General features: G+C 72.1%; 24 protein-coding genes. 17 read left to right on the plus strand and 7 right to left on the minus strand.

Going from position 1 to position 25,925, the window contains the following annotated elements:
* The first annotated feature begins 125 nt into the window (after positions 1-125).
* The 4 genes from ACGFI7_RS37130 (at position 126) to ACGFI7_RS37145 (ending at position 4,201) form a co-directional block, all read left to right on the plus strand.
* Entirely contained in the window at positions 126-1,277 is a 1,152-nt protein-coding gene (locus tag ACGFI7_RS37130) for an acyl-CoA dehydrogenase family protein (protein WP_393413128.1), read from the plus strand.
* Positions 1,274-1,756, plus strand: coding sequence for a flavin reductase family protein (locus ACGFI7_RS37135; protein WP_393413130.1), 483 nt, complete (start codon positions 1,274-1,276; stop codon positions 1,754-1,756). Before ACGFI7_RS37130 ends, ACGFI7_RS37135 begins: the two co-directional genes overlap by 4 nt.
* A 26-nt stretch (positions 1,757-1,782) precedes the next feature.
* Complete coding sequence (locus tag ACGFI7_RS37140) at positions 1,783-2,964, plus strand: alpha/beta hydrolase family protein (protein ID WP_393413131.1); 1,182 nt, start codon at positions 1,783-1,785, stop codon at positions 2,962-2,964.
* Between the two features lie 88 nt (positions 2,965-3,052).
* Positions 3,053-4,201 (plus strand): amidohydrolase family protein, encoded by a 1,149-nt coding sequence (locus tag ACGFI7_RS37145; RefSeq protein WP_393413133.1) that lies wholly within the window; start codon positions 3,053-3,055, stop codon positions 4,199-4,201.
* A 102-nt stretch (positions 4,202-4,303) separates the two neighbouring features.
* Here ACGFI7_RS37145 and ACGFI7_RS37150 read toward each other — a convergent pair whose 3' ends face one another.
* A complete protein-coding gene (locus ACGFI7_RS37150; RefSeq protein WP_393413135.1) occupies positions 4,304-7,294 on the minus strand; it encodes a BTAD domain-containing putative transcriptional regulator in 2,991 nt (996 codons plus the stop codon).
* A 318-nt stretch (positions 7,295-7,612) separates the two neighbouring features.
* Here ACGFI7_RS37150 and ACGFI7_RS37155 point away from each other — a divergent pair, with 318 nt between their 5' ends.
* From ACGFI7_RS37155 to ACGFI7_RS37165, 3 genes are read left to right on the plus strand one after another with little or no spacing between them, the layout of a single operon-like run.
* Positions 7,613-8,779, plus strand: a complete 1,167-nt coding sequence (locus tag ACGFI7_RS37155) for an alpha/beta hydrolase family protein (protein WP_393413137.1) — start codon at positions 7,613-7,615, stop codon at positions 8,777-8,779.
* Between the two features lie 18 nt (positions 8,780-8,797).
* Positions 8,798-9,802, plus strand: a complete 1,005-nt coding sequence (locus ACGFI7_RS37160; protein ID WP_393413139.1) for a cyclase family protein — start codon at positions 8,798-8,800, stop codon at positions 9,800-9,802.
* 31 nt (positions 9,803-9,833) lie between these two features.
* Positions 9,834-11,789: an AMP-binding protein gene (locus tag ACGFI7_RS37165; protein WP_393413141.1), complete on the plus strand. Its 1,956-nt coding sequence runs from the start codon at positions 9,834-9,836 to the stop codon at positions 11,787-11,789.
* Between the two features lie 69 nt (positions 11,790-11,858).
* Here ACGFI7_RS37165 and ACGFI7_RS37170 read toward each other — a convergent pair whose 3' ends face one another.
* From ACGFI7_RS37170 to ACGFI7_RS37180, 3 genes are read right to left on the minus strand one after another with little or no spacing between them, the layout of a single operon-like run.
* Positions 11,859-12,791, minus strand: coding sequence for an NAD-dependent epimerase/dehydratase family protein (locus tag ACGFI7_RS37170; protein WP_393413143.1), 933 nt, complete (start codon positions 12,789-12,791; stop codon positions 11,859-11,861).
* A gap of 47 nt (positions 12,792-12,838) precedes the next feature.
* Positions 12,839-13,606 carry an SDR family NAD(P)-dependent oxidoreductase gene (locus ACGFI7_RS37175; protein ID WP_393413145.1) on the minus strand — a complete coding sequence of 256 codons (768 nt, stop codon included), beginning with the start codon at positions 13,604-13,606 and terminating at the stop codon, positions 12,839-12,841.
* Positions 13,603-14,544, minus strand: a complete 942-nt coding sequence (locus ACGFI7_RS37180; RefSeq protein WP_393413147.1) for an alpha/beta hydrolase — start codon at positions 14,542-14,544, stop codon at positions 13,603-13,605. The genes ACGFI7_RS37175 and ACGFI7_RS37180 overlap by 4 nt, the downstream gene beginning before the upstream one ends.
* A gap of 176 nt (positions 14,545-14,720) precedes the next feature.
* Here ACGFI7_RS37180 and ACGFI7_RS37185 point away from each other — a divergent pair, with 176 nt between their 5' ends.
* Positions 14,721-15,167 carry a pyridoxamine 5'-phosphate oxidase family protein gene (locus ACGFI7_RS37185; protein WP_393413149.1) on the plus strand — a complete coding sequence of 149 codons (447 nt, stop codon included), beginning with the start codon at positions 14,721-14,723 and terminating at the stop codon, positions 15,165-15,167.
* Here ACGFI7_RS37185 and ACGFI7_RS37190 read toward each other — a convergent pair.
* On the minus strand, positions 15,156-16,103 hold the full coding sequence (locus ACGFI7_RS37190; protein ID WP_393413151.1) for an LLM class flavin-dependent oxidoreductase: 948 nt from the start codon (positions 16,101-16,103) through the stop codon (positions 15,156-15,158). The two genes, ACGFI7_RS37185 and ACGFI7_RS37190, sit on opposite strands and share 12 nt — an antisense overlap.
* A gap of 152 nt (positions 16,104-16,255) precedes the next feature.
* On the opposite strand from ACGFI7_RS37190, the gene ACGFI7_RS37195 reads away from it, so the two are divergent.
* The 9 genes from ACGFI7_RS37195 (at position 16,256) to ACGFI7_RS37235 (ending at position 23,440) form a co-directional block, all read left to right on the plus strand.
* Positions 16,256-16,726, plus strand: a complete 471-nt coding sequence (locus ACGFI7_RS37195) for a MaoC family dehydratase N-terminal domain-containing protein (RefSeq protein WP_393413153.1) — start codon at positions 16,256-16,258, stop codon at positions 16,724-16,726.
* The gene (locus tag ACGFI7_RS37200; protein WP_393413155.1) at positions 16,723-17,142 is read left to right on the plus strand and encodes a MaoC/PaaZ C-terminal domain-containing protein; all 420 of its coding nucleotides are present in this window, start codon (positions 16,723-16,725) and stop codon (positions 17,140-17,142) included. Before ACGFI7_RS37195 ends, ACGFI7_RS37200 begins: the two co-directional genes overlap by 4 nt.
* A 26-nt stretch (positions 17,143-17,168) precedes the next feature.
* The gene (locus ACGFI7_RS37205) at positions 17,169-18,158 is read left to right on the plus strand and encodes an aldo/keto reductase (RefSeq protein WP_393413157.1); all 990 of its coding nucleotides are present in this window, start codon (positions 17,169-17,171) and stop codon (positions 18,156-18,158) included.
* 128 nt (positions 18,159-18,286) lie between these two features.
* Positions 18,287-19,483, plus strand: a complete 1,197-nt coding sequence (locus ACGFI7_RS37210; protein WP_393413159.1) for an ABC transporter substrate-binding protein — start codon at positions 18,287-18,289, stop codon at positions 19,481-19,483.
* A gap of 105 nt (positions 19,484-19,588) precedes the next feature.
* On the plus strand, positions 19,589-20,074 hold the full coding sequence (locus tag ACGFI7_RS37215) for a VOC family protein (RefSeq protein WP_393413161.1): 486 nt from the start codon (positions 19,589-19,591) through the stop codon (positions 20,072-20,074).
* A 146-nt stretch (positions 20,075-20,220) separates the two neighbouring features.
* Complete coding sequence (locus ACGFI7_RS37220; protein WP_393413163.1) at positions 20,221-21,072, plus strand: branched-chain amino acid ABC transporter permease; 852 nt, start codon at positions 20,221-20,223, stop codon at positions 21,070-21,072.
* Entirely contained in the window at positions 21,065-21,973 is a 909-nt protein-coding gene (locus tag ACGFI7_RS37225; RefSeq protein ID WP_393413165.1) for a branched-chain amino acid ABC transporter permease, read from the plus strand. The genes ACGFI7_RS37220 and ACGFI7_RS37225 overlap by 8 nt, the downstream gene beginning before the upstream one ends.
* Positions 21,970-22,758, plus strand: coding sequence for an ABC transporter ATP-binding protein (locus tag ACGFI7_RS37230; RefSeq protein WP_393413167.1), 789 nt, complete (start codon positions 21,970-21,972; stop codon positions 22,756-22,758). The genes ACGFI7_RS37225 and ACGFI7_RS37230 overlap by 4 nt, the downstream gene beginning before the upstream one ends.
* The gene (locus ACGFI7_RS37235; RefSeq protein WP_393413169.1) at positions 22,745-23,440 is read left to right on the plus strand and encodes an ABC transporter ATP-binding protein; all 696 of its coding nucleotides are present in this window, start codon (positions 22,745-22,747) and stop codon (positions 23,438-23,440) included. The genes ACGFI7_RS37230 and ACGFI7_RS37235 overlap by 14 nt, the downstream gene beginning before the upstream one ends.
* 96 nt (positions 23,441-23,536) lie before the next feature.
* Here ACGFI7_RS37235 and ACGFI7_RS37240 read toward each other — a convergent pair whose 3' ends face one another.
* Together ACGFI7_RS37240 and ACGFI7_RS37245 are read right to left on the minus strand one after the other, a co-directional pair.
* On the minus strand, positions 23,537-24,685 hold the full coding sequence (locus ACGFI7_RS37240) for an acetyl-CoA C-acetyltransferase (protein ID WP_393413171.1): 1,149 nt from the start codon (positions 24,683-24,685) through the stop codon (positions 23,537-23,539).
* A 78-nt stretch (positions 24,686-24,763) separates the two neighbouring features.
* Entirely contained in the window at positions 24,764-25,918 is a 1,155-nt protein-coding gene (locus ACGFI7_RS37245; RefSeq protein WP_393413173.1) for an acyl-CoA dehydrogenase family protein, read from the minus strand.
* Positions 25,919-25,925 lie beyond the last annotated feature (7 nt).

Genomic DNA, 25,925 nt, shown 5'->3' on the forward strand with positions numbered 1-25,925 from the left:
CTTCTTACGGCGGGCACGCACCGGCGTCGGCACCAGCCGCACTCTTGCGCGTGAGGAGTTACTGCGGGCGTTACGGCTTCCGCCGCTCATGCCCGGTGCACACGCGGCTTTTACCGTCCTGGGACATGAGCGGACTTCAACAACTAGCCGACGCGACCGCGTCGTTCACCGGCCTCGCCGAGGAGCACGAGGACTTCCGGGAGAGCGTGCGGTCGTTCGTTGAGCGCGTCTCGCCGGAAAGCCGGGTACGCCGCCTCATGGAGGACGAGCGGGGCCACGACCCGCAGGTGTGGCGGCAGATGGCCGAACAACTGGGCCTGCAGGGGCTCGCCCTGCCCGAGCGCTTCGGCGGCTCGGGCGCGTCCTTCCTCGAACTCGGCGTGGTGCTGGAGGAGATGGGCCGCGCGGTGATGGGCGGGCCGTTCTTCTCCACCGTGGTGCTCGCCGCCAACGCCCTGCTGCACTGCGGTGACGAGCAGGCGCAGGACGACTTCCTGCCGGGGATCGCGGCCGGCGGGACGATCGCCACGGTGGCGCTCACCGAGCGCTCCGGGTCGTGGCGCGGCGAGGACGTCGAGGCGCGGGCCGTCAAGGAGGACGGCATCTGGCGGCTGACCGGCGTCAAGTCGTTCGTCCTCGACGGGCACGTGGCCGACCTGCTGCTGGTCTTCGCCAGGACCGACGCGGGCCTGTCGCTGTTCGCGGTGTATGGGGAGGCCACCGGGGTGACCCGGACGCCGCTGCCGGTCATGGACCAGACCCGCAAGCAGGCGGTGGTGGAGTTCGGCCGGAGCCCGGCCAGGCTGATCGGCGCCGAGGGCGGCGCGGAGCCGGTGCTGGAGCGGGTGCTGGACCTGGCCGCCGCCGGTCTCGCCGCCGAGCAGGTCGGCGGGGCCCAGCGCTGCCTGGAGATGGCGGTCGAGTACGCGAAGGTGCGCACCCAGTTCGGGCGGCTGATCGGGTCGTTCCAGGCGGTCAAGCACAAGTGCGCCGACATGCTCATGGCGGTCGAGACGGCCCGGTCGGCGGCGCACTACGCGCTGTACGCCGCCGGGGATGAGCTGCCGGAGCTGCCGGTGATCGCCAGCCTGGCCAAGGCGTACTGCTCGGAGGCCTACACGATGGTGGCCACGGAGAACGTCCACGTCCACGGCGGCATCGGGTTCACCTGGGAGCATCCGGCGCACCTGTACCTCAAGCGGGCGATGTCGTCGGCGCTGCTGTTCGGCCACCCCGACGGGCATCGCGCCCGGTACGCGGACGGGGTGGGACTGTGAACACGCTCCCGGCGATCGCCCGCGACGACCTGCGTGGCGTGATGGCCTGCTTCGCGACCGGCGTCGCCGTGATCACCGCCGCCGAGCCCGGCCGGCCGCCCGTGGGCATGGCCGTCAACTCGTTCGTGTCGGTGTCGCTGGAGCCGCCGCTGGTGCTGTTCTGCGCCGCGCACACCTCGTCCACGTGGCCGGCGATCCGCGCCGCCGGGCACTTCTGCGCGAACGTGCTCGCGGCCGGCCAGGAGGAGCTGGCGCGCGCGTTCGCCCGCAAGGGCGACCGGTTCGCGGGCGTGACGCACACGCCCGGCATCACCGGCGCGCCCGTGCTGCGCGACGTGCACGCGCACGTCGAATGCAAGATCGTCGAGACGTACGAGGCCGGCGACCACACGGTGGTGCTCGGCCGGGTGCTCGATCTCGACGCCGACACCGAGGCCGCGCCGCTGCTGTTCTACCGCAGCGCCTACCGGCTGTTCTGACTTCGATCATCCGACATGGAGGACACGTGGTAGCCGCGATCCGCAAGGCCGACTGGTACGCGCAGTTCCCCGAGGACTACCGCTGGTCGTACAACGTCATGCTCGTGCTCGCCGTGATCCCGGCAGGCGGGGCCGAGGTCGGCGAGGTCGACCGGGTGTGCCGCCGGCTCGCCGGGCACGTGGGCGACGACGAGCGGTGGTTCGCCGAGTGGCGCGCCATGGGAGACCAGGTCCGGGCGCTCGCCGAGGAGGCGGAGACGCTCGGCGACCGCCGCGCCGCGCTGGCCCACTACCGGCGCGCGACGAGCTACTACTTCGCCGCCGAACGCTTCCGCTTCCCCAAGGACGAGGCGGCGCTCGACGCCTACCGCGCGATGGTGGACTGCTTCCGGCGGGCCGCCGAACTCGACGACCGGTACCGGGTCGAGTACGTGGACGTCCCGTACGAGGACACCGCGCTGCCCGGCTTCTTCGTCTCCGCCGCGCGCTCGCCCGGCGAGCGCGCCCCCGCCGTGCTGTTCATGAGCGGCTTCGACGGCAACAAGGAGCACAACTGGTTCCTCGGCGTCGAGGACCTGCTCGCCCGCGGCGTCTCGGTGCTGTCGCTGGACAGCCCCGGCGTCGGCGAGGCCGTGCGGTTCCGCGGCATCTCGCTGCGCCACGACTACGAGGTCGCCGGCAGCGCCGCCGTCGACTGGCTGCAGGGGCGCGACGACGTGGACCCGGACCGGATCGGCGTGCTCGCGCTCAGCCTCGGCGGCTACTACTCCTCCCGCAGCGCCAGCATGGACCCGCGGTTCAAGGCCTGCGCCGCCTGGGGCGCGATCTGGGACTACCACCGCGTGTGGCGCGAGCGCATCGAGTCCGCCTTCGCCAAGCAGCTCCCGGTGCCCGGCGCGCACCTGATGTGGTCCACCGGGACCGCGTCCGCGCAGGAGGCGCTGAAGGTCCTGGAGGGCTTCCGGCTGGCCGACGTCGTGCCCCGGATGCGGGGCGCGTTCCTGCTCGTGCACGGCGAGGACGACCAGCAGGTGCCGGTGTCCGACGCCCACCTGCTCTTCGAGGCGTGCGGCTCGCCGGACAAGACGCTGCGGATCTTCACCGCCGAGGAGGGCGGCGCGCAGCACTGCCAGATGGACAACCTGTCGATCGCCGTACCCGAGATCAACCGATGGCTGGCCGACCGGCTCGGCGCGACCCCCCGATAACGACCGCCTTAACGGGGCGCGGCCTAACGTGCCCCCACCAGCCGGAACAGCTCCGACGACCGCCCACCACCTGGAGAGAGAGCTCACGATGTCTACCGGTAACTCCCGTCCGCTGATCTCGGTCGACTCCCACGTCGTGGAGCCGAAGGACCTGTGGCTCAAGCGGCTGCCGAAACGCTTCCTGCACCAGGCCCCGCAGGTGAAGTCCACCGAGCAGGGCGACTTCTTCATCGTGCCGAACACGGGGATGTCGCCGAAGCCGGTCGGCACCGAGGGCGCGATGATCAACACCAAGATCAACGGCGTCATCACCAAGCCCACCGGCTACCGCTTCGAGGACCAGCGGCCGGGCGCCTACGACCCGATCGCGCGCCTGGAGGACCAGGACAGCCAGGGCGTCCAGGCCGAGATCGTCTACCCCGGCTGGCTGATCGTGCACAGCATCCCCGAGTTCGACCTCAAGGTCGCCTGCGTCCGCGCCTACAACGACTGGCTCTTCGAGGAGTTCTGCGCGCACGACCCCAATCGGCTGATCGGCGCCGTGGCGCTCCCGGTCGGCCAGGGCCCGGTCGAGCCCGCGATCGAGGAGGCGAAGCGGTGGGCCGCCCGCGGCGCCAAGACCTTCCTGCTCCCCCAGGCGGTCCCCGGCATGGCCTGGGGCGACGCCCACTGGGAGCCGCTGTGGGCCGTGCTGGAGGAGATCGGGCTGCCCGTCGGGTTCCACCAGGCCGCCGGCCAGGTCGCCATCTTCAACGACAAGACCACGCCCGGCGTGTTCTGGACCACCGCCATCGGCAACAAGATCAGCCTCGGCTGGGTGTTCATGCAGCTCGTCTACGGCGCCGTGCCCGAGCGGCACCCGAACCTGCGGTTCATCCTCGTGGAGGGCGGCATCGGCTGGATCGCCTTCCAGCTCAACACGATGGACCACATGTTCACCGACCACCACCGCTGGACCGTCCCCGAGCTGTCGATGAAGCCCAGCGAGTACTTCAACCGCAACTTCTGGGCCACCTTCGAGGACGACCGCCCCGGCATCCTCACGCTGCCCATGCTCGACGAGAAGCGCCTGATGTGGGCCGGCGACTACCCGCACACCGAGGGCAACTTCCCGTTCGCCCAGGAGCAGGTCGCCCACGACTTCCAGGACGTCGACGACGACGTCGTGTCCGCGATCACCCACGACAACGCGATCGACCTGTTCGGTCTCGACATCCCCCGCCTCGTCAAGTCCTGACGCATGACGGTGCGGCGGCGGCCGGAAGGGCCGCCGCCGCACCGTTTCCGCCTGTCGAGGGCCCGACGAGGAGCCGCCGAGGGCCCGTCGAGAGGCCGGCGATCAGGTCCCGCGCAGTTCGCGGACGAGCTGCCGGGTCGCCGGGGTCGGCTCGACGCCGAGCTCGGCCAGGGCGGTGGTGAGCCGCTGGAACTCGGCCAGGACCGCGTGCGGTGAGCCCAGCGCGCCCTCCACCCGCATCCGCACGCAGTAGGCGGACTCGCAGAACGGGTCCCGGTTGATCGCGAACGTGGCCGCCTGCCTGGCGCGTTCCAACAGGCCCAGGGACATCGCCACTTCGGCCGCGTCCACCGCCGCGTTCACGATCATCACCTCGAGCTCGTGCCGCCGCTCCTCGGCCCACTCCAGCTCGCTCTCCGGAAGGTATGGTCCCTCGACCGTCTCCAGCGTGGCCTCGATGCAGTTCAGCCGTTCCTCGCCCTGCAGCCGGTACGCCTCGCCGATCATCCGCTCGAAGCGCAGGTCGGTGCTGTCCACGTACAGCCCGTCCGCCCAGCGCACGTGACCGTGCGAGGTCCTGGACAGGTTCACCCCCGTCGCCTGGCGCAGCTTGTGCACCACCTGGCGGAAGTAGTTGCCGCCGCGGCGCGGGTCCGCGTCGGGGAACAGGCGCTCCTGCAGCCGGTGCCGTTCCACGCCCTCGGGGTGCAGCGCGAGGTAGGCGGCCAGCTCCAGCACCTTGGTCCGGCGCGAGCAGCGGGGCACGCCGTCCACCATGAGGTCGACCACCGGGCCGTGCGTCTGCACGTCGACCACGATCACCCGCTCGGAGGGGACGGCCGGCTGCCGCTTGCGCGCCTCCGGCGGCTGCTGCCCGACGAGCTGACGCCAGCGGGTGCCGCCGGAGTCGTTCTCGATCTGGCGGCGCAGCACCCCCGGCACGTCGTTCAGCGCGTTCTTCAGCACGAAGAGGCAGCCGATCGCGTTCGCGCTCGCGTAGGCGAGCTCGACGGCGGCCGAGGCCGCCTCGGCGTTCCCCAGCCGGGCCTCGGCCTCGGCCAGGTACACCGCGGCGAACGGCAGCATGAGCGTGCGCCCGGCCGCCCGCATCGCCTCGGTGGCCGTGCGCAGCACCCGGGCGGCGTCCTCCGTGCGGTCGATCCTCAGGTAGGCGAGCCCCTGGAAGGTCTGGCCCCACTCGGCGTAGCAGCGGTTGCCGCTGGCGGCCGAGCGGCTGATCGCGTCGGCGAGGGTCATGCGGGCGTCGTCCACCCGGCCGAGCGCGAGTTGCAGGACGCCGACCACGACCTCGAAGCAGGGCTCCCAGCCGAACAGGGTCCTGCGGCTGTGGTCGACCGCGGACTCGGCGGCCGCCAGGGCGTCCTCCAGCCGGCCCTCGGCCCAGAGCAGCCACGCCTCGTGGAAGAACCACAGGTCGGTGTGGGCGCCGAACTTGATCGCCTCGGGCACCTCGTCCAGCAGTTCGCGGGCGAGTGCCAGCTCGCCCCGCCACACCAGGGCCAGCAGCGGGTGCGGGGTGCGGAAGAAGGAGCGCGGCGGCCAGTCCCCCTCGTCGGGGAGCATCCGCAGGAGCTGGTCGAGCCGCCCCTGCACGAGCAGCCCCCAGGAGTAGACGCGTTCGCTGTCCACCCAGTCGCGGCCGGGCGGCGGCGCCACCGGCTCGCGGCCCGCCACGGCCTCCAGCTCGTAGCGGACCGCCTCGGCCCGGAAGTCGCCCTCGTAGCCGCGGACCAGCTCCAGGGCCTCGGCCGGACGCCACTGCATGGCGTACCCGACGAACGCCACCGCGCCGGGGTCGGCCTTGGCGACGTCGCTGAGCGTGCCCTCCTGGTGCAGCCGCTGGATGAGCGCCTGGGCCTCGGGGATCCGCCGCACCCCGTACAGTGCGCGCAGGGCGGCGCCGAGCAGGACGGGACGGGACTCCACCTCCACCGCGCCGAACGCCTCCAGCCAGCGCAGCAGCACCTTCCAGTCGGCGCGCGCGGCCAGCGCGGTCACGGCCCGCTCGGCCACGTCCGCGGCCTTGTCCAGCTCACCCGCCTCCAGGTAGGTCTCGACGGCGTCCTCGTGCATGCCGGCCTGCTGGAGCAGGCTCGCGTACCGGCTCTGCAGCTCGGGCAGTTCGCCGGGCAGGCGGGCCTGCAGCTCCTCGCGCAGGTGCTGCCGGAACCGGGGGTGGTAGACGAGCGCCCGGTCGACCTTGGTCGCCGGCAGGTGCCGCGAGCCCAGCGACTGCCACAGCCGGTAGCCCTTCTCGCCGCAGAGCGCGACGGCGGCCCTGGCGGTGACGCCGGCCGGGATCGACGTGCGCAGCAGGAACTCCTGCTCCTCCGCAGGGAGCCGGGAGAGGATCTCCCGGGAGACGAACCCGGCCAGCGCGTCAGGCCCGTTGCCCGGTTGCAGCCCGGGGACGATGTCGAAGGCCACGGCGGCGATCCAGCCCTTCGTGGCCTCCATCAGCGGCGCCGGGTCCCGGTCGCCCTGGCCGTGCGCGGCGAGCAGGGTGCGCGCCTCGTCCATGCTCAGCGCCAGGTCCTCGCCGCTCACCCGGGCGATCCGGCCCTGCAGCATCATGCGGCCGATCGGGCCGCCCAGGTCCTCGCGGCTGTGGATGATCGTGCGCACGTTCGCCGGCAGGTAGTCCAGGAAGACGCCGAGCGCGTTGAGCGCCTCGTCCGCCGTCACCAGCCATTCGCAGTCGTCGAGGACGAGCAGCAGGGACGAGTCGTGGATGCTCTCGGCGAGCATCGCCGCGACCTCGTCCGCGGGGAAGCCCTCCTCCAGCGCGGTCTCCACCGTGTGAGGGGCCTCGGGGTTCACCTCGGCCAGGGCCTTGGCCAGATAGGTCATCAGCCGGGACGGGCTGCGGTCGCCGGCGTCGAGCGTCAGCCAGGCGAGCGGCCAGCCGAACCGCGCGGCGAACATCCGGGTCTGTACGGTCTTGCCGGACCCGGCCGCCGCGAAGATCACGATGGTCTCGTAGACCTCGAGGAGGGAGGCGAAGTGCTCGTCGAGGCGGTCCCGCGCGATGGTGCCGCGAGGCAGTCCCGGGGGGAGGACTTTGTGACTCAAGATCATGCCGACCCTCAGTTCACCGGAGCGTAACGTCAAGCACTTGGCCGAAATCCCCGCGTTACGGCCATGTTGTGTTCCATAAAGTGCTACCGGCCGCCCAAAGTCAAGACTTTTTGGGCATTTAATATCTTTTGGGCGATATATACGCTTAAATGATCAGCTTGCGCGGGCCCTCCATATCGCCCTTGCGCCAGGCTCCGATCGTGCCCGCCGGGCGTCACCCGAGCCGCCCCGCCCGATCCCTGGACGGCCATAACGACGGTGGTAACGCGTGCCGTATGAGGTGACTCGCGGAGACCTCTGCACCACCCGCACGTGAACGGAGCCCGCACGGTGTTCTACTACTTCCCGGACAACTACATGTGGTCATCGGCCTTCAACCTCGCCCTCATGGCGGGCGGCTCGCTCGGTGAGATGCACCGCTGGCTGGCGCCGCTGCGCGACGGCGAGCCCGAGCCCGAGGCCTGGGGCAAGGCGTGGGCGGGCATGGCCGGCCAGCAGGAGGAGCAGGCCGAGAAGGATCTTCAGGCGGGGCTGCGCCGCAGCGCCGGCCTGCGCTACCTGCGCGCCTCGGTCTACCACGCCAGCGGCGAGCGGCAGATCGCTCCCGGCCCCGAGAAGACGGCCAGCTACCGCGCCGCGCTCGACGCGTTCGAGAAGGCGATCGAGCTGGCCCCGCTGAACGTGGAGCGCATCGAGGTCCCCTCGCCCGACGGCGTCCTGCCCGGCTACCTCATCCCCGCACGCACCGCGGAGCCCGCCCCCGTCGTGATCTTCTACGGCGGCTTCGACGTCACCAAGGAGATCCTGTACGGCTTCGTCGAGGAGGAGTTCGTCCGCCGCGGCATCACCTGCCTGGTGATGGACAGCCCCGGCGTGGGCGAGCCGCTCCGGCTGCGGAACGTGCCGTCCCGGCCCGACTACGAGGTCCCCACCGGGGCGATCATCGACTACCTGGAGACCCGCGCGGACGTGGACGCCGGCCGCATCGGCGTCATGGGCATCAGCCTAGGCGGCTACTACGCGCCGCGGTCGGCCGCCTTCGAGCCGCGGATCAAGGCGTGCGCCGCCTGGGGCGGCATCTGGGACTGGGGCGCCACCTGGGAGAAGCGCTGGGCCACCCGGTCCAAGACGGTCTCGGTGCCGTGGTTCCAGCTCCCCTGGGTGATGGGCACCGACACGATGGAGGCCGGACTGGAGCGGGTCAAGCAGTGGACCCTCGTCGACGTGCTGCCCCGGCTCACCCAGCCGCTGCTGATCCTGCACGGCGAGAACGACCGCCAGGTCGCGGTCGAGGACGCGTACAAGGCGTACGAGGCGGCCGGCTCCTCCGACAAGACGCTGCGCGTCTTCAGCGTCGCCGAGGGCGGCGCCGAGCACTGCCAGACCGACGAGCCCGACCCGGCCAGGCAGCTCATCGCCGACTGGTTCGCCCAGCGCTTCGGCACGCGGCCCGCGCAGACCGTTCCCGACGCCCGGTGACGAGGGAGAGACACTGACGTGAGCACTGACACGACTGACACCACCGTCGGGGACGGCGCGCCCGCCGCCGTCCCCGGCAAGGTGACGCTGGACGACGTGCACGCCCTGTGCGAGCGCTATCGGAATTGGGGCAAATGGGGCCCCGACGATCAGATCGGCACCCTCAACTACATCGAACCGGAGATGATCGTCGCCGCGTCGGCGCTGGTCCGCCAGGGCAAGGTGATCTCCTGCGCGCTGCCGTACGACGGCGACGGCCCGCAGAACGGCTGGGGCGGCCGGGTCAACCCGATCCACCTCATGCTGCAGGACGGCGGCGACGCCGTCATCGGCGCCCAGGACCACATGGCCCGGCTGCGCTACGCCGACGACGCCGTCTACATGCCGCTGCAGTGCGGCACTCAGTGGGACGCCCTGTCGCACGTGTTCTACGAGGGCAAGATGTACAACGGCTTCGGGCAGGAGCACGTCTCCAGCACCGGCGCGGCCAAGTGCGGCATCGAGCTGACCACCGAGAAGGTCGTCGGCCGGGGCGTGCTGCTCGACATCCCCCGCCACCGCGGCGTGCCCTGGCTGGAGCCCGGTCAGGGCATCGACAGCGCCGAGCTCGCCGCCTGCGCCGAGGCGCAGGGCGTCACCGTCGGCCGCGGCGACTTCGTCCTGGTCCGCACCGGGCACATCGCCCTGTGCCGGGAGCGGGGCTCGTGGGGCGACTACGCGGCCGGCGACGCCCCGGGCCTCTCCCTCGACTCCGCGCACTTCCTCTGCGGCAACGAGGTCGCCGGCGTCGCCACCGACACCTGGGGCATGGAGGTCCGCCCCAACGAGACCGACGAGATCTTCCAGCCGGTGCACATCGTGCTGCTGGTCAACGCCGGCCTGCTGATCGGCGAGATCTTCGACCTGGAGAAGCTGGCCGACGACTGCGCCGCCGACGGCGTCTACGAGTTCATGTTCGCCGCCGGGCCGCTGCCGTTCACCAGAGCGGTCGGCTCCCCTCTGAACCCGCTGGCGATCAAATGACCCCCGGCGTCCTCCCTTTCCGGAGATCCCCGTGAACGTCGACGAGCTGAACCGGCTCCCCATCGCCTGGGAGCCCGACCCCGACGCCTTTCCCGGCACCCCGCTGGGCCGGATGGCCGCCCGGCACGGCCTCGCCTCCTTCGACGAGGTGGCCGCCAGGGCCGCCGCCGACCCCGAGTGGTTCTGGGCCGCCGCCGCCGACGACGTCGGACTGCGCTGGCTGCGGCCGTACGAGAAGGTCCTCGACCTGTCCGACGGTCCCGAGTTCGCGCACTGGTTCAAGGGCGGCGGGCTCAACTGGGCCGACTACGCCGTCGACCGGTGGGTCGACCAGGGCCGCGCCGACGCCGAGGCGATCGTCTGGGAGGGTGACGACGGCGCGGTCCGCACCCTCACCTACGGCGAGCTGAAAGGACAGATCGACCTCGCCGCCGCCGCGTTCACCGCCCGCGGCGTCGGGGTCGGCGACGTCGTCGCGCTCTTCCTGCCGATGGTGCCCGAGGCCGCCGTCGTCATGCTCGCCGCCGCGAAGATCGGCGCCATCGTCGCCCCGTTCTTCAGCGGCTTCGGTCCCGACCCGGTGCGCGAGCGGCTGCTCGACTCCAAGGCGACGCTCATGGTGACCGCCGACGGGTTCGAGCGCCGCAGCAAACTCGTGCCGCTCAAGGAGACGGCCGACGAGGCCGCCGCGGACGCCCCCGCCTTGCGGACCGTGCTCGTCGTGCGCCGCCTCGGCCGGGACGTCCCCCTGGTGGACGGCCGTGACGAGTGGTGGGACGAGGCGATGGCCGCCGCCGAGCCGATGACCGGGACGCCGGTCTTCGACGCCGAGACCCCGTGCGTCCTGCTGTACTCCTCCGGCAGCACCGGCCGGCCCAAGGGCTGCCTGCACACCCACTCCGGCCTGCCGTTCAGGTTCGCCCAGGAGGCCAGGCACGGCTTCGGGATGGACGTCGGCGAACGCCTCATGTGGGTCACCGACATGGGCTGGGTCATGGGCGCCTACCTGGTGACGGCGGCCTTGACCAACGGGGGCACCGCCGTGCTCTACGAGGGCACCCCCGACCACCCGACCCCGGACCGCCTCTGGTCCGTCGTCGAACGCCACCGGGTCACCGCGCTCGGCGTCTCCCCCACCCTGGTCCGTGTCCTGGCCGGGTTCGGGGAACGCTGGCCGGACGCGCACGAGCTGCCCGACCTGCGGGTCGTCTGCAGCACCGGCGAGCCGTGGAACCTCGAACCCTGGTGGTGGTGCTTCCGCCACGTCGGCAAGGGCCGCACCCCCATCGTCAACATGAGCGGCGGCACCGAGTGCGGGGCCTCCATCGTCAGCGGCACCGTGCACCGCCCGATGAAGCCCGCCGGGTTCTCCGGCCCGTCGCTCGGCATGGCCGCCGACGTGTACGACCCCGACGGCGGCTCCGTCCGCGGCCGGGTGGGCGAGCTCGTCGTCCGCGGCCCCTGGCCGGGCATGACCAAGGGCCTCTGGGACGGCCCGGAACGCTATCTGGCCACCTACTGGAGCCGCTTCCCCGGCAACTGGCAGCAGGGCGACTTCGCCTACGTCGACGCCGACGGCCACTGGTTCCTCCTCGGCCGCTCCGACGACACCATCATGCTCGCGGGCAAGCGCGTGGGCCCGGCCGAGATAGAGTCCCTCCTGGTGGACGACCCCGACGTGGTCGAGGCCGCCGCCGTGGGGGTGCCCGACGAGCTGAAGGGCGAGGCGCTGGTCTGCTTCGTCGTCCTCACCGGCGACGCCGACCCGGCCGAGGTCCTCCCCCGGCTGGAGGAGTCGGTCGTGAGCCGCGAGGGCAAGGCCACCCGCCCCCGGGCGATCCACGCGGTCTCGGCTCTGCCGAAGACCCGCAACGGCAAGGTGATGCGCCGCGTCGCCCGCTCCGCCTATCTCGGCACCGACCCCGGTGACCTCACCGCCCTGGAAAGCCCGGAGCCGCTGGCCGGCTTCCCGCGCCTGGGCGGCTGAGTCCGCCGGAACGACGAACCCCGCGCCGCTTGTGGACCCGGCGCGGGGTTCTTCGTTTCCGGGGCGGGCTCAGCCGGTCAGGGCGCGCTTCTCCTCGACGATGTCGGCCAGCGCGTCCTCCAGGGACCAGCGGGTGGTGTAGCCGAACTCCCCGCGGAAGAGGGAGTCGTCGAAGTTCATCGGCCAGCGGTGGTCGGCGTCGCCGGGCTCGATGACGGCGCCGGGGATGAGCTTGCGGGCGACCTCCACCATGTCGCCGATGCTGCGGTAGTCGCCGCGTACGTGGTAGACGGGGCTCGACGGCACCGGGCCCTGGCTGGCGCGGACGAACGCGTCGGCGGTGTCGTGGATGTAGACCATGTTCATCATCGAGCCGCCGTGGTAGGCGGGCCTGCCCGGCTCGCCGGCGAGCGGCTTGGTGATCAGTTCGTCGATGAGCCGGCGGGCGGTGCCGATGAGACAGGCGGCGCCGTAGGCCAGGCCGATCCTGATGGAGGTGTTGGTGACGCCGAGGGCGCGCAGGTAGTACTCGCCCATGGTCTCGCCGAAGATCTTGCTGCCTTCGTACACGTCGCCGCCGTGGATGCGGGCGTCCTCGGCGATCGGCTCGCCGGAGCCGTGGTGTGCCGGGCTGAACAGGGCCGCGCTGCTCGCCAGTACGGTGCGGGACACGCCGAGCAGGCGGGCGGCCTCCAGGACGTTGTAGGTGCCGACGACGTTCGACTGGATGCACTGGCCGCGCTGGGCGGCGGAGCGGTCGTGGAGTTCGGCGGCGAGGTGGATGACGCGGTCCACCCGGTGGGTGCTCATCAGGTCGGCGACGAGAGCGAAGTCGGCGACGTCGCCTTCGACGTAGGTGAGGGCGGACGGGTCGGGGGCGGCCGGCTCGTGTGCCCACTCCGGGCGGCGGTCGAGCGCGATCACCGGGTGACCGTCGCGCAGCAGCCGTTCGACGACGTACGAGCCGATGAATCCGGTGGCGCCGGTGACCAGATAGGTCATTGCGGGTCTCCTGAGAGGTGAGGCGGGGAAGGCGGGAAGGCCGGGCGTCAGCCGCCGGGCCGGTAGCCGCCGTCGATCTGCAGCGTGGCGCCGGTGACCGACCGGGCCGCGTCGGAGGCGAGGTAGGCGAAGGCGGACGCGGTCTCCTGCGGCTCGATCATGCGGCCGAGCGCCATGGTCGCGGTGTAGCGCTGTTCCAGTTCGGTCAGGTCGAGGTCGCCGCTCGCGGCGGCGAAGATGCCGGTCCGGGTGGGTCCGGGCAGCACGGCGTTGACGCGGATGCCGTCGCGGCCGTACGCGCCGGCGAGCGACCGGGTCAGGTGCACGACCGCGGCCTTGGCCAGGCCGTACGCGGGGAAGGCGGGGGTGGGCCAGAGCGCGGCCGTGGACGCGGTGTTGAGGATGACGCCGCCGCCGTGGTGCCGCATGCGGGCCACGGCGGACCGGCAGCCGTGCCAGACGCCGGCCACGCAGACGCGCCAGACCTGGTCGAACTGGTCGTCGGCGTCGTCCTCGTGCAGGTGGCCGCCCGCGATGACGCCGGCGTTGTTCACCGCGATGTCGCACCGGCCGAACCGGTCCACCGCGACCTGGAACGCGCGGTCCACCTGGTCGGCGTGGCGCACGTCGGTGCGCTGGAAGACCACCGTCGCCCCGGAGGGGTCGATCTCGGCGGCGACCTCGGCTCCGGCCGCCGCGAAATCGGCGAGCACGACGCGCGCGCCGTCCGCGACGAAGCGTTCGACGGTGGCGCGGCCGATGCCGGAGCCGCCGCCGGTGATCACGGCCACCCGGCCGTCGAGCGGGGCGGTCATGACGCCGCCTTCGACGGCAGGTGCCTGGCGAGGAACCGCCCGGCCAGTTCGGCGGTGGTGTCGACGAGTTCGCCCATGGGGCCGCCGTGGCCGCCGCGCGGCAGCAGGTGCAGTTCCCTGGGCTCGCCGGCGCGGGCGTGCAGGGCCAGGGAGTGCTCGGCCGGGATGACCGTGTCGTCGCCCGGGGTGATCAGGCACAGGGCGCGGGGGGCGATCGCGGGGACCAGTTTCTCGGGCGAGAAGTCGAGGGCGAGCCGGGCGTTCTCCAGCGGGTAGCCCTCGGGATAGACGCCGGCGATGAGTTCGGCCTCGGCGTCGGCGGCCGGGCTCGGCGGCAACGGCATGAGCGTGCCCAGCGGCACCCGCTCCCCCGCGCCGGCGCGCACCCGGTCCGCCTCGTCCCGGGCGATCCGGTCGAGGAAGGCGGGCCAGGAGTCGGGGCCGTGCAGGTCGCGCAGCCACCGCCGCCCGTCGGCGAGCGGGACGAGGGCGACGCAGGCGCGCAGGCGGTCGTCGGCGGCCGCGGCGGCGACCGCGATGGCTCCGCCGAAGCTGGCGCCGATCACGCCCAGCGCGGAGCCGTCGATCTCCGGCCGGCCCGCCAGGTAGGTGGCGGCGTTGGAGACGTCGCGTACCTGCTCGTACGGGTCGCAGCGCAGCCGGGCGCCCTCGCTGCGGCCGAAGCCGCGATGGTCGAGGGCGAGCACGGCGTAGCCGCGCCGCGCGAGGCGGGCGGCGAGCGGCAGGACGCGGAAGTTGACCGCGCCGCTCCAGCCGTGGCTGGCGATGAGCGCGGGCATCGCGCCCACCCGCTCCCGCGGCGTGACCAGGACGCCGGTCAGCCGCAGGCCGTCGCTGTAGAAGTGCACGATCGCGGTGTCGACCCGCGGACCGTCCGGAAGGTCGAGCCGGATCTCGTCGTCGGCCGGCACGATCATCGTCGCAGGGCTCCCGTCGGGGCGGAGCACGTCCGGCTCCGGGCGGGGCTCATCAGTTCGAGGCTCACCGCCGACACGTAACGCGGTCCCCCATTACCGCCCGCGTTACGCCGTGCGCCGCCGCGCCGGAGGTGCGCTCGCAGGGCTGTAGTGGGCGCGGGAGAAAGGAGCCCGTCATGGGAAACAGGCCGCCGCCGATCGAGCCGGGTGAACGGCTGGACTACCTGCTGTCGTGCAAGAGCCTGCAGCTCGCGACGCTGGACCCGACCGGGGCGCCGCATCTGGCCACGATGTGGTTCGGGGTGCTCGACGGCGCCATCGTGATGTGGACGCAGCGTACGTCGGTGAAGGCACGCAACCTGCGCAACGACCCGCGCGTGGCGTGCCTGGTGGATTCGGGCGAGGACTACCGCAGCCTGAAGGGCCTGTCGGTGACCGGCCGCGCCGAGCTGGTCGAGGACGACGCGGGGCTGCTGCGCATCGGTGCGGCGATCGTGCCGCGCAACTTCCCCGAGCCGGGCCGCCCGGACTACCGGGAGATGGCCCTGTCGGGCGCGCGGGTCGGCATCATCGTCCACGCCGACCGCTGGGCGAGCTGGGACTTCGGCCGTTCAGCCGGTTAGCCGGGCGTGGGCCGTCGTGATCGCGGGCAGGAGCTCGCCGAGCACGACGGCCCGGTGCCGCGGCGACTCGTCCAGCGGGTGCAGGATCAGGTCGGTGACGCCGAGGCCGGCCAGCTCGGCGAGCTGTTCCGCGCAGGTGGCCACGTCGCCGTGGACGGTGGCCTCGCGGCCCTGGTCAGGCGAGCCGTAGAAGGCGGTGAACCAGGCGTCGATCTTCCGGTGGGCGCGGGCGCGGTCCGGCTCGACCAGCAGGTAGACGCGCTTGGCCACGCTGAAGGAGGCGCGGTCGCGGCCTTCCTGCTCGGCGACCTCGTCCAGGCGTACGGCCAGCTCCGCGAACCGGGCGGTGGTCTGCCGCCCGGCCGCCACCCAGCCGGAGCCGAGGCGCAAGGCCCGGCGCAGCGCCGGGACCGAACCGCCGCCGACCCACAGCGGCGGCGGGGCGGCGGGACGCGGGGTCACCGTGACGTCGGCGAAGGGCCAGATGGGTCCGTCGTGGGTGACGCCGCTCTCGGTCCACAGGCGGCGCACCGCCGTCAGGAACTCGTCGATGACCACGCCCGGCCGGTCCGCCCAGTCCGCCAGCCGGAGCGCGGGGAACATGCGGCGGTCACCGCTGCCGACGCCGACCACGAGCCGGCCGCCGGTGAGGTGGTCCAGGTACGCGAGCTGCTTCGCCGCCGCGATCGGGCCCCGGCCCGGGGCGACGAGGACGGCGATGCCCAGCCGGACCCGGCGGGTGTGCGCGGCGGCGAAGCCCAGCAGCGCGATCGGCTCAGGAGTGGGCATGCGCCCGGCGAGCTGATCGAGGGTCCACAGCGCGTCGACGGGCGCGGCCTCGACGTCGCGGAGCCAGGCGGCGACGTCGTCGGGGCCGGAGGCGGCGAAGCCCAGCGGCAGGTTGAGCCCGATGCGCGGGCGTGGGGCAGCGGACACGGGAGCCTCCTCGGCGAGGGCGTCGCCGTCGCGGACAGAGGGCGGCCAGCGTGCCGGGCACGCCGTTACCCCCGACGTTACGAACCGCGCCCGTAACCCCGGGGCGAACGGCGAGGCGGGAGGGTCACCGAGGACAACCAGGAGGCACGAGCATGGCAGTCGAGCGGTTCCCGGTCGAGGGGGGCCACATCATGATGTTCGCGCGGGCCGTCGGGGATCCCCACCCGGCCTACCACGGCGCGATGGACGGCACTCCGGCGATCGCCCCGCCCACGTTCGTCTGGGCGGCCGACCACTACGACCCGGACAGCGCCGTCCGCCCGAAGCCGGGCGAGCCCTGGCTGGGCTCGGGCGCGACCCCTTCCGGCGCGCCCGTCGACGACGGTGCGGGTCTCGGCCTGCACGCCGAGCAGCGGTACGAGTACCACCGGCCGGTACGCGAGGGCGACGTGCTCAGCGCGGTGGACCGGCCCGGCAGGACCTGGCGGAAGGAGGGGCGGCGCGGCGGCGCGCTCACCTTCACCGAGAGGATCACCGAGTACCGCGACCAGCGGGGCGAGCCTGTCGTGACCGCGACGATGGTGATGGTGACCACCTCCGCCACGGTGGGAGCCGGCGAATGACGACGGTGCCGACGGTGACGGCGGGCGAGACCAGGGAGCTGGTCCTCGTCCGGGATCTGACCAGGACGCGGATCGTCCAGTACGCGGGAGCCTCGGGCGACTTCAACCCGGTGCACACCGACGAGCGGTTCGCGGTGGAGGCCGCCGGTTACCCGTCGGTGTTCGCTCACGGGATGCTCACGATGGGCATGGCGGCCAGGGTGCTGACCGGCTGGTTCGGGCCGGAGTCGCTGCTGCGGTACGAGGCGCGGTTCCGCGCCCAGGTGTTCCCCGGCGCGTCGCTCACCGCCCGCGCCGAGGTCGCGTCGGTGGACGGCGACGGGACGGCCGCGGTCACGCTGACCGTGACCGACGGGCAGGACGTGGTGGTGATGACGGGGAACGCCGTCGTGCGCACGTCCGGGGAGGCGCGATGACCGCGGCGGAGCGAGGAGAGGTTGTCATGCCGGAGGAGAACCCGCTGATCGGCCGTGTCGGTTTCGGCAGCGGCACCATGATCGCGCAAGGGTACGGGCAGGTGGACGAGGACGCGGCCCGGGGCGCGGTCGAGGCCGCCTACCAGGCGGGGGTGCGCTTCTACGACACCGCGCACTTCTACGGGTCGGGACGGTCGGAGGCGATCGTCGGGGAGATCCTGCAGGACCGCCGGGACGAGGTACGGCTGTGCACCAAGGGTGGCGTGCGCTACAGCGACCCGACGAACCTGCTGACCCTGGTCTGCGACTCCTCCTACGACGCGCTGCGCCGGTTCATGGAGGAGTCGCTGACCCGGCTGCGCACCGACCACGTCGACGTCTACCTGCTGCACCAGTTCGACCCGGCACTCTCCCCCGAGCAGCAGATGGAGAACCTGCGGCGGCTCAAGGACGAGGGGCTCGCCCGCGAGGTCGGCTTCTGCAACTTCGGCGCGGAGGCGGCCAGGCGGGCGCTGGCCACCGGCATCCCGTCGGCCGTCGAGTACAGCTTCAGCCTGCTCGACCACCGCTACCTGAACGAGCTCGCCGCGTGCGGGGAGCGCGGCGGCCTGCGCGTCACCTACGGCTCGTACGTGCACGGCCTGCTGTCGGAGGACTTCGCCGAGGACCACGCGTTCGAGCCCGACGACTGGCGGGGCCGCAGCCGCCGCGAGGGGCGTTCCGGCACGTCGGGCAACGTGTTCTTCGCCGGTGACGCGTTCGCGGCCAATCTGGCGATCGCCCGGCGGCTGCGCGCGCTGGCCGAACCGCTGGGACTCTCCCTCGCCGCGTTCGTCCTCGCCCTGACGGTGCGGCAGCCGTACTCGGATGTCGCGTTGTTCGGCTGCCGTAACGCGAAGGAGGTGGCGGACGGCCTCAGCGGGCTGTCGGCCGACCTCGACGAAGAGACCCTCGCGCGCGCCGACGAGATCCTGGCGACCGCGAACCGCCCGGCCGAGAACCTGCTCGGTCTGTGAACCCACCCGGCGGCGACTGAGCGTAACGGACCCGTTAACGACGGTTCCGCAGGATCAGGACCCCCTGACGCATCGCCGTCACGTTGCAGGTGACTCCGCCGGAGTCGTCGACCCCCCGAGAGGTTGATATGCGAAAGAGCGAACCGCGAAAGAGCACACTCGCCGCCATCCTTTGCGCGGCACTGCTGGCGGCGGGGTGCGGCTCCGGCGGCGCCGAGGGCGGGGACACCGCGCAGGCGGCCGGGCTCCCCGCCACCATCAAGGTCGGCGTCCCGCTCGACCTGAGCGGCGCGGCCGGCATCGCGGGCGTGGGAACCAGCGAGCGCGACGGCGTGCGGCTGGCCGCCAAGGAGATCAACGAGACCGGCTTCCTGGGCAGCTCGAAGATCGAGCTCGTGGAGATCGACACCAAGGCGGACAAGCAGGAGGCCGTGCAGGCGGTGCTCAAGCTCGCGGCGGACCAGGTCGACGCGGTCGTGGGCTTCACCCTCACCCCGTCGTTCCTCGCCGCGGGACCGCAGCTCCAGCAGAACGGCATCCCGACGATGGCGGTGGGGCTCTCCGCGGCCGGCGTCACCGAGGTCGGCGACTACATGTTCCGCCTCTATCCGGACATGGCGAACGTGATGCCGCCCGCCGACAAGGAGTTCGCCGAGACGTTCACCGGGCTCAAGACCGCGGCCTACCTGTACCAGAGCGACTCCGAGGCGGCCAAGATCGTCATCGGCAAGCGCAAGGAGACGCTGGAGGGCATGGGCATCACGTCCGTGGGCGAGGAGACCTTCGTCGGCACCGACACCGACGTGCGGGCGCAGCTCACCAAGCTCAAGCAGGCGAACCCGGACGTGCTGGTGACCATGCCGCTGCCCGGCATGATGAGCACGATCTACCTGCAGCTCGACGAGATCGGCTACGACGGCCCGGTCTTCATGGCGCCGGACGTGAGCGACGCCACCATGGAGCAGGCGGGCAAGGCCATGCAGTGCTTCGTGTACGTGACGGCATGGAACGGCCAGAGCACCGACGGGAACAACCCGCACTTCCTCGACTACTGGCAGCAGCACGGCGCGAAGCGCTCCGCCACCGTGTTCGAGGCGGCGGGCTACGCGTCTCTCTGGTCGATGGCGCACGCGTTCAAGACGGCGGGCAGCACCGACAAGAAGACCGTCCGGGACACGCTCGCCGCCCTGGACGGCATCGACACGCCGTTCGGCAAGATCGGCTTCACCGAGAACCGCGCCGCCAGCATCAAGGGCACCAAGCTCCAGATCGTGGACAGCACGATCAAGCTGTTCGACCCGCAGACGGCCACAAGCTGCAGCTGACCCCACCCGCGACACCCCCGCCCCCGACCCCCGCCGCCCCGGCACGCCACTCCACCCGGCGTGCCGGGGCGGCGCCGTTGCGGGCCCGCAGAAAGGACCTTCACCATGACCTTGGGCATCAGCCATCTCGTCCACGCCAACGTGGTCTGCACGGACTTCGACCGGTCGTTCGACTTCTACACCCGCGTGCTCGGCGCCCGCCTGCTCGGGACGGTCTTCGAGTTCGACGCCGGCGCGGACTTCCAGGCGATCCTCGACGTCACGGGCTCGGTGCGCTGCAAGGCGGCGCTGCTCACCTGGAGCGACGACGACGCCGCGACCTACCTCGACCTGCTGTGCTACCTCGACGAACGCGGCGAGCCCGTCCCCCGTACGGCCAAGCAGCCCGGCCTGGCCCGGCTCGGCCTGCGCGTCCGCGACATGACGGCGACGCTCGCCCGGATCCGCGAGCTGGACGTGCCCGTGGTCGCCGGGCCGGTCACGCTCACCCCCATGCCGGGCCGGCACCGCCACGTGGTCACGATCCGCGACCCGGACGGGATCATGCTGAACCTCATGGAGTTCCCGGAACTCGGTTCCGGCCGTGGATAACGCCCGCGCCGGGGCGACGAGCCACGTAACGGTGGCGTTAACGAGCAGGCGGAACGCTGGGCCCCGATCTCGTCACACCGAAACCAGCCTGGTCCCCAAGGCTGTGAGAGGGAGCGGAGGATGGTGTGCAGCAGACCATTAACGGCTTGGCCTTGGGAAGTACGTACGCCCTGCTGGGCGTGGGCGTCACCTTGGTGTGGGGTGTCCTCGGCATCCTGAATTTCGCGCACGCGCAGATCCTGACCTGGGGCAGCTTCGCCGCGCTGGCGGCCCTGCACCTGGGCGTGCCGGTGCCGCTGGCCATCCTGGTGGGCATGGTGGCGGCCGGCGTGCTGTCGGTGCTTCTCGACCTCGCCGTCCTCGCCCCGCTCCGGTCCAGGAAGGCGCCCGAGTTCTCCTTCGTGGTCGCGACGATCGGCGTGTCCCTCGTCCTCACCACGATCCTGCGCGCCTACACCGACGCGCAGACCGAGGCGTTCCCCCGGCAGGGCTTCCCGGTGGGGGCCTTCGAGGTGGCGGGGCAGAACGTGCCGCGGCTCCAGGTCGTCATGCTGGCGATCGCGGTCGTGGCGATGGCCGGCCTCGCCTTCTGGCTGAACCGCACCAGGTCGGGCCGGGCCGTGCGGGCGGTCGCCCACAACCGTGAGACCGCCGAACTGCTCGGCGTGAACAGCCAGCTCGTCTTCTCGGTCTGTTTCTTCGTCGCCGGCGGCCTCGCCGCGGTGGCGGGCATCTTCGTCGCGGCGTCGGCGGCCCAGGTGTCGTACTCGTCCGGTGACGGGCTCCTGCTGGTGGCCTTCGCCGTCATCATCCTCGGCGGCATGGGCTCGGTGAAGGGCGCGATCGTCGGCGGCCTCGTGCTCGGGGTCATCGAGGTGTACGCGACCTCGTACGTCTCCAGCGTGTTCCGGGAGATCATCGCCTTCGCGACCATCCTCGCGGTGCTGGTCGTGCGGCCGTCCGGGTTCTTCGGCAAGAAGGAGGCCGCCCGTGTTTGAGTGGCTCGAACCGCTCCAGCTCTTCCGGCTGGACACCGCTCTCATCCTCACCCTGCTCGTGGTGAGCGTGCACGTCACGTTCCGGGTCGGCATCATGTCGCTCGCCCCGATGGGGTTCGCCGCGGTCGGCGGCTACACGGCGGCCCTCATCTCCACCAAGTCGGAGCTGCCGTTCGCCGTCGGCCTCCTCGCCGCGACGGTGCTGGCCGGCGCGATCGGCGCGCTGTTCGCCCCGCCGGTGCTGCGGCTGCGCGGCATCTACATGGCCCTTGGCAGCCTCGCCCTGGCGCAGGCCATCGTGGTGCTGATCCGGATCAGCGACTTCACCAACGGGCCGAACGGCATCGCCGGCATCCCGGTCGAGGTGCGGACCGAGTATCTCGTCATCGCGCTGGTCGTGGCCTTCCTCGTCCTGGAGCTCGGCCACCGCTCCTACTTCGGCCGGGCCGCCAAGGCGGTGCGGCTGGACGAGCGCACCGCCGAGGGCCTGGGCGTGAACGTGTTCCGGGTGCGGTTCGTGGCCTTCACCGCGGCCGCCGCGATCGCCGGTTGCGCCGGGGCGCTGGAGGCGCACCGGACCATGGTGATCAGCCCCGACCAGTACGGCTTCGCCACCCTGGTGATCGTGTTCACGTACGTGCTGGTCGGCGGGAACGGGCACTGGGCCGGGCCGGTCCTGGTCACCTGGGGGCTGACGATCCTGCGCGACTTCCTGGCGGTCGCCGGCTCGCACTGGGAGGACATCGTCTACGGCGTGCTGCTCGTGGTGGTGCTGCTGGTCGCGCCGAACGGCCTGTCCGACCGCTCGCTCTACCGGGGGCTGAGACGACGATGGCGGGACCGGGGGAACCCGCCGCCGCCCAAGATCGACGAACCCGCGGAGAAGGTGGCGAGCCCATGACCGCCCTGCTGGAACTGTCCGGAGTGAGCAAGCACTTCGGTGGGATGAAAGCCGTCGACGACGTCTCGTTCACCGTGCGGCAGGGCGCCGTCTGCGGCCTCATCGGGCCCAACGGCGCCGGCAAGACGACCGTCGTCAACCTCATCAGCGGCTATCTCAAGCCGACGAGCGGGACCATCCGGCTCGCCGGGGAGAACGCGGCCGACCTGCGGCCGCATCGCCTCGCCGCCGCGGGCGTCGCCCGCACGTACCAGAATCTGCAGCTCTTCGAGGAGAGCACGGTCCTGGAGAACGTCCTCATCGGCCGCCACCTGTCCTTCAAGGGCCGCCGCTGGCAGATGGGCCGGACCCGCACGAGGGAGGAGGCCGAGCAGCACGAGGTGGCCCGGCGGCTCATCGACCGCGTGGGCCTCACCGACGTGATCGACGCCGACGTGGCGGAGCTCTCCTACGGCATGCGGCGACGCGTCGAGATCGCCCGCGCGATGGCCACCGAGCCCCGGCTGCTGCTGCTCGACGAGCCCACCGCCGGGATGAACCGCACCGAGTCCGACGAGATCGGCGAGCTGATCCTGTCGATCAACGCCGAGGGCGTGACGGTGCTGCTCGTCGACCACAACGTCCGGCTCGTCACGGCGGTCTGCCACCGCGTCGTCGTGCTCGACTGGGGCCGCGTCCTCACCGAGGCGGGGCCCACCGAGGTCTGGCAGGACCAGCGGGTGAAGACGGCCTATCTCGGCACCCACGACCGTCACGCAGTGGAGGCACCCGATGCTGGTCGTTGATTCCCTCGTGACCCGCTACGGCGCTGTGGAGGCGCTGCACGGTGTGAGCCTCACGGTCGGCGCCGGTGAGGCCGTCGCCATCGTCGGACCGAACGGCGCCGGCAAGACCACCCTGCTGCGCACCATCTCCGGCCTGGTGCGGCCCGCCGCCGGCACCGTCGCGATCGACGGCCGCGTGATGGGACGGACGGCCGCGTACCGGATCGCCCGGCTCGGCGTCAGCCACGTGCCCGAGGGGCGCGCGATCCTGTCCACGCTCACCGTGCGGGACAACCTGCTCATGGGCGGCTACCGGCTGCCCGCCGGCGGGATCGACGCCCGGATGGCCGAGATGATCGACCTGTTCCCGGTGCTCGGGCGCAAGCTCGACGACCTCGGCGGGGTGCTCTCCGGCGGCGAGCAGCAGATGCTGGCGATCGCCCGCGGGCTCATGGCCAGGCCGCGGCTGCTCATGATCGACGAGCCGTCGATGGGGCTCGCCCCGCGCGTCGTCGGCGACGTGCTGGAGGCGCTGCAGCGGGTGGTCGCCACCGGCACCGCCGTCCTCATCGCGGAGCAGAACGCCGGCCTGGCGCTGGAGGTGGCCGACCGGGCCTACGTGATGGTCGTCGGCGACGTCGTCACCTCCGGCCGCAGCGCCGACCTCGACGAGAACAGCCTCCTGGAGACCTACCTGGCCTGACGCGACCTCAGGTGGCCAGGTGGAAACGGCCGGGCCGGCGGTGACCCCGCCGGCCCGGCCGTCTCGTTTCCCCGCCCCTACAGGCGTTCCTCGCTACTACAGGCGTTCGATGATGGTGACGTTGGCCTGGCCGCCGCCCTCGCACATCGTCTGGAGGCCGTAGCGTCCGCCGGTGCGCTCAAGGTGGTTGAGCAGCGTCGTCATCAGCCGCGCGCCGGTGGCGCCGAGCGGGTGACCCAGGGCGATGGCCCCGCCGTTGGGGTTGACCTTGGCCGGGTCGAAGCCGGTCTCCTTCAGCCAGGCGAGCACCACCGGCGCGAACGCCTCGTTGATCTCGACGGCGTCGATGTCGGCCGGTGTCATCCTGGCCCGCCGCAGGGCCCGCTCCGTCGCGGGGATCGGCGCGGAGAGCATCATGATCGGGTCGTCGGCCATCACGCTCATGTGGTGGATCCGCGCCCTGGGGGTCAGCCCGAGGTGCTTCACCGCGCGCTCGCCGGCGATCAGCAGGGCCGCGGAGCCGTCGCTGATCTGGCTCGCGCAGGCGGCCGTGATGCGCCCGCCGGGCAGCAGCGTAGGCAGCGACCGGATCTTCTCCCAGTTCGGCTCGCGCGGGCCGTCGTCGGCGCTGACGCCGTTCAGCGGCGCGATCTCCGGCTCGAAGAGCTTGGCGGCGTTCGCCCGCAGCGCCCGTTCGTGCGACTCGACGGCGAACTCCTCCATCTGCTCGCGGGAGATGTCCCAGTGCGTGGCCATCATCTCCGCGCCGCGGAACTGGCTGACCTCGCCGTCGCCGAACCGCGCGGTCCAGGCGGGCGAGGTGGAGAACGGGTCGTCGAAGCCGAGCGCCTGCCCGGCGTTCGCCGCCGACATGAGCGGGACCATGCTCATGTTCTGCACCCCGCCGGCCACGACCAGGTCCATCGTCCCGCTCATCACGGCCTGCGCGGCGAAGTGCACGGCCTGCTGGGCCGACCCGCACTGCCGGTCGATGGTCACGCCGGGCACGTGCAACGGGAACCCCGCCGCGAGCGAGCAGGTGCGCGCGATGTCGAACGACTGCGGACCCACCGAGTCCACGTTGCCGAACACCACGTCGTCGACGAGCCCGGGGTCGATCCCGGTCCGCTCGACCAGGGCGCGGATGCTGTGGGCGCCCAGGTCGGCGGGATGGACGGTGCTCAGCGGCCCGCCGCGCCTGGTCACCGGGGTACGGACGGCATCGATGATGAAAGCTTCAGCCATGCCGGGAGGCTACGGACGCGGCGTTAACCGGGTGTGCGCCCGGCGGCCGTCCGGCGTTACCCGGCCCGTGCGAGGCCGTCAGGAGGGCAGGCCGCCGCGTTCGACGAGCTGCCGGGCGATGACGTTGAGCTGGATCTCGTTGGTGCCCTCGCCCACGATCATCAGCGGGGCGTCGCGGAAGTAGCGCTCGACGTCGAACTCGGTGGAGTAGCCGTAGCCGCCGTGCACCCGGATCGCGTCGAGGGCGATCTCCATCGCGACCTCCGAGCAGAACAGCTTGGCCATGCCCGCCTCCATGTCGCTGCGCTCGCCCGAGTCGTAGCGTTCGGCCGCGTACAGCAGCAGCCGGCGGGCGGCGGTCAGCTTGGTGCCCATCCCGGCGAGGTGGTTGCCGACGGCCTGGTGCTGCCAGATCGGCCTGCCGAACGACTCGCGCTGCTGGGCGTAGGCGAGGGCGTCGTCGAACGCGGCCCTGGCCACCCCGGTCGCCCGCGCGGCCACCTGGATGCGGCCGATCTCCAGGCCGCGCATCATCTGCCCGAAGCCGGCGCCCTCCACGCCGCCGAGCAGCGCGTCCGCCGGGACCCGCGCGCCGTCGAAGACCAGCTCGCAGCTCTCCACGCCCTTGTAGCCGAGCTTGGGCAGGTCGGCGGTGACGGTGACCCCGGGGACCTTCTCCACCAGCAGGACGGAGATGCCGCGGTGCCGGGGCTCGGCCTCGGGGTCGGTCTTGCACAGCAGCGCCACCAGGCCCGACCTGCGGGCGTTGCTGATCCAGGTCTTGGTGCCGTCGATCACGTACTCGTCGCCCTCGCGCCGGGCCACGGTGCGCATCGCCTGCAGGTCGGAGCCGCCGCCCGGCTCGGTGAGCGCCATCGTCGCGCGCAGCTCGCCGGTCGCCATCCGCGGCAGGTAGCGGTCCTTCTGCTCCTGGGTGCCGTACGCCAGGATGAGCCTGGCCACCACGGTGTGGCCGCCCATCGCCCCGGCGAGGCTCATCCATCCCCGGGCCAGCTCTTCCGTGATCATCGCGAAGCACGGGGTCGAGACCTGGACGTCGCCGTACGGCTCGGGGATGGCCAGGCCGTAGACGCCCATCCGCTTCATCTGGTCGATCAGCTCGCCCGGGTAGGTGTTGGCGTGCTCCAGCTCCCGCACGACCGGCCGCACCTCGCGGTCGACGAAGTCGCGCACCGCCTCGACCATGGCCGTCTCTTCGGCGTTCAACGTCATCGGTACT

Origin of the sequence: Nonomuraea sp. NPDC048826 (assembly GCF_043198225.1) — a bacterium.
GTDB lineage: Bacteria > Actinomycetota > Actinomycetes > Streptosporangiales > Streptosporangiaceae > Nonomuraea.

Coding starts and splice junctions, on each gene's coding strand:
- ACGFI7_RS37130 (WP_393413128.1), top strand. CDS start 126: ATGAGCGGACTTCAACAACTAGCCGACGCGACCGCGTCGTTCACCGGC.
- ACGFI7_RS37145 (WP_393413133.1), top strand. CDS start 3,053: ATGTCTACCGGTAACTCCCGTCCGCTGATCTCGGTCGACTCCCACGTC.
- ACGFI7_RS37170 (WP_393413143.1), bottom strand. CDS start 12,791: ATGACCTATCTGGTCACCGGCGCCACCGGATTCATCGGCTCGTACGTC.
- ACGFI7_RS37175 (WP_393413145.1), bottom strand. CDS start 13,606: ATGACCGCCCCGCTCGACGGCCGGGTGGCCGTGATCACCGGCGGCGGC.
- ACGFI7_RS37180 (WP_393413147.1), bottom strand. CDS start 14,544: ATGATCGTGCCGGCCGACGACGAGATCCGGCTCGACCTTCCGGACGGT.
- ACGFI7_RS37185 (WP_393413149.1), top strand. CDS start 14,721: ATGGGAAACAGGCCGCCGCCGATCGAGCCGGGTGAACGGCTGGACTAC.
- ACGFI7_RS37195 (WP_393413153.1), top strand. CDS start 16,256: ATGGCAGTCGAGCGGTTCCCGGTCGAGGGGGGCCACATCATGATGTTC.
- ACGFI7_RS37200 (WP_393413155.1), top strand. CDS start 16,723: ATGACGACGGTGCCGACGGTGACGGCGGGCGAGACCAGGGAGCTGGTC.
- ACGFI7_RS37205 (WP_393413157.1), top strand. CDS start 17,169: ATGCCGGAGGAGAACCCGCTGATCGGCCGTGTCGGTTTCGGCAGCGGC.
- ACGFI7_RS37210 (WP_393413159.1), top strand. CDS start 18,287: ATGCGAAAGAGCGAACCGCGAAAGAGCACACTCGCCGCCATCCTTTGC.
- ACGFI7_RS37215 (WP_393413161.1), top strand. CDS start 19,589: ATGACCTTGGGCATCAGCCATCTCGTCCACGCCAACGTGGTCTGCACG.
- ACGFI7_RS37230 (WP_393413167.1), top strand. CDS start 21,970: ATGACCGCCCTGCTGGAACTGTCCGGAGTGAGCAAGCACTTCGGTGGG.
- ACGFI7_RS37235 (WP_393413169.1), top strand. CDS start 22,745: ATGCTGGTCGTTGATTCCCTCGTGACCCGCTACGGCGCTGTGGAGGCG.
- ACGFI7_RS37240 (WP_393413171.1), bottom strand. CDS start 24,685: ATGGCTGAAGCTTTCATCATCGATGCCGTCCGTACCCCGGTGACCAGG.
- ACGFI7_RS37245 (WP_393413173.1), bottom strand. CDS start 25,918: ATGACGTTGAACGCCGAAGAGACGGCCATGGTCGAGGCGGTGCGCGAC.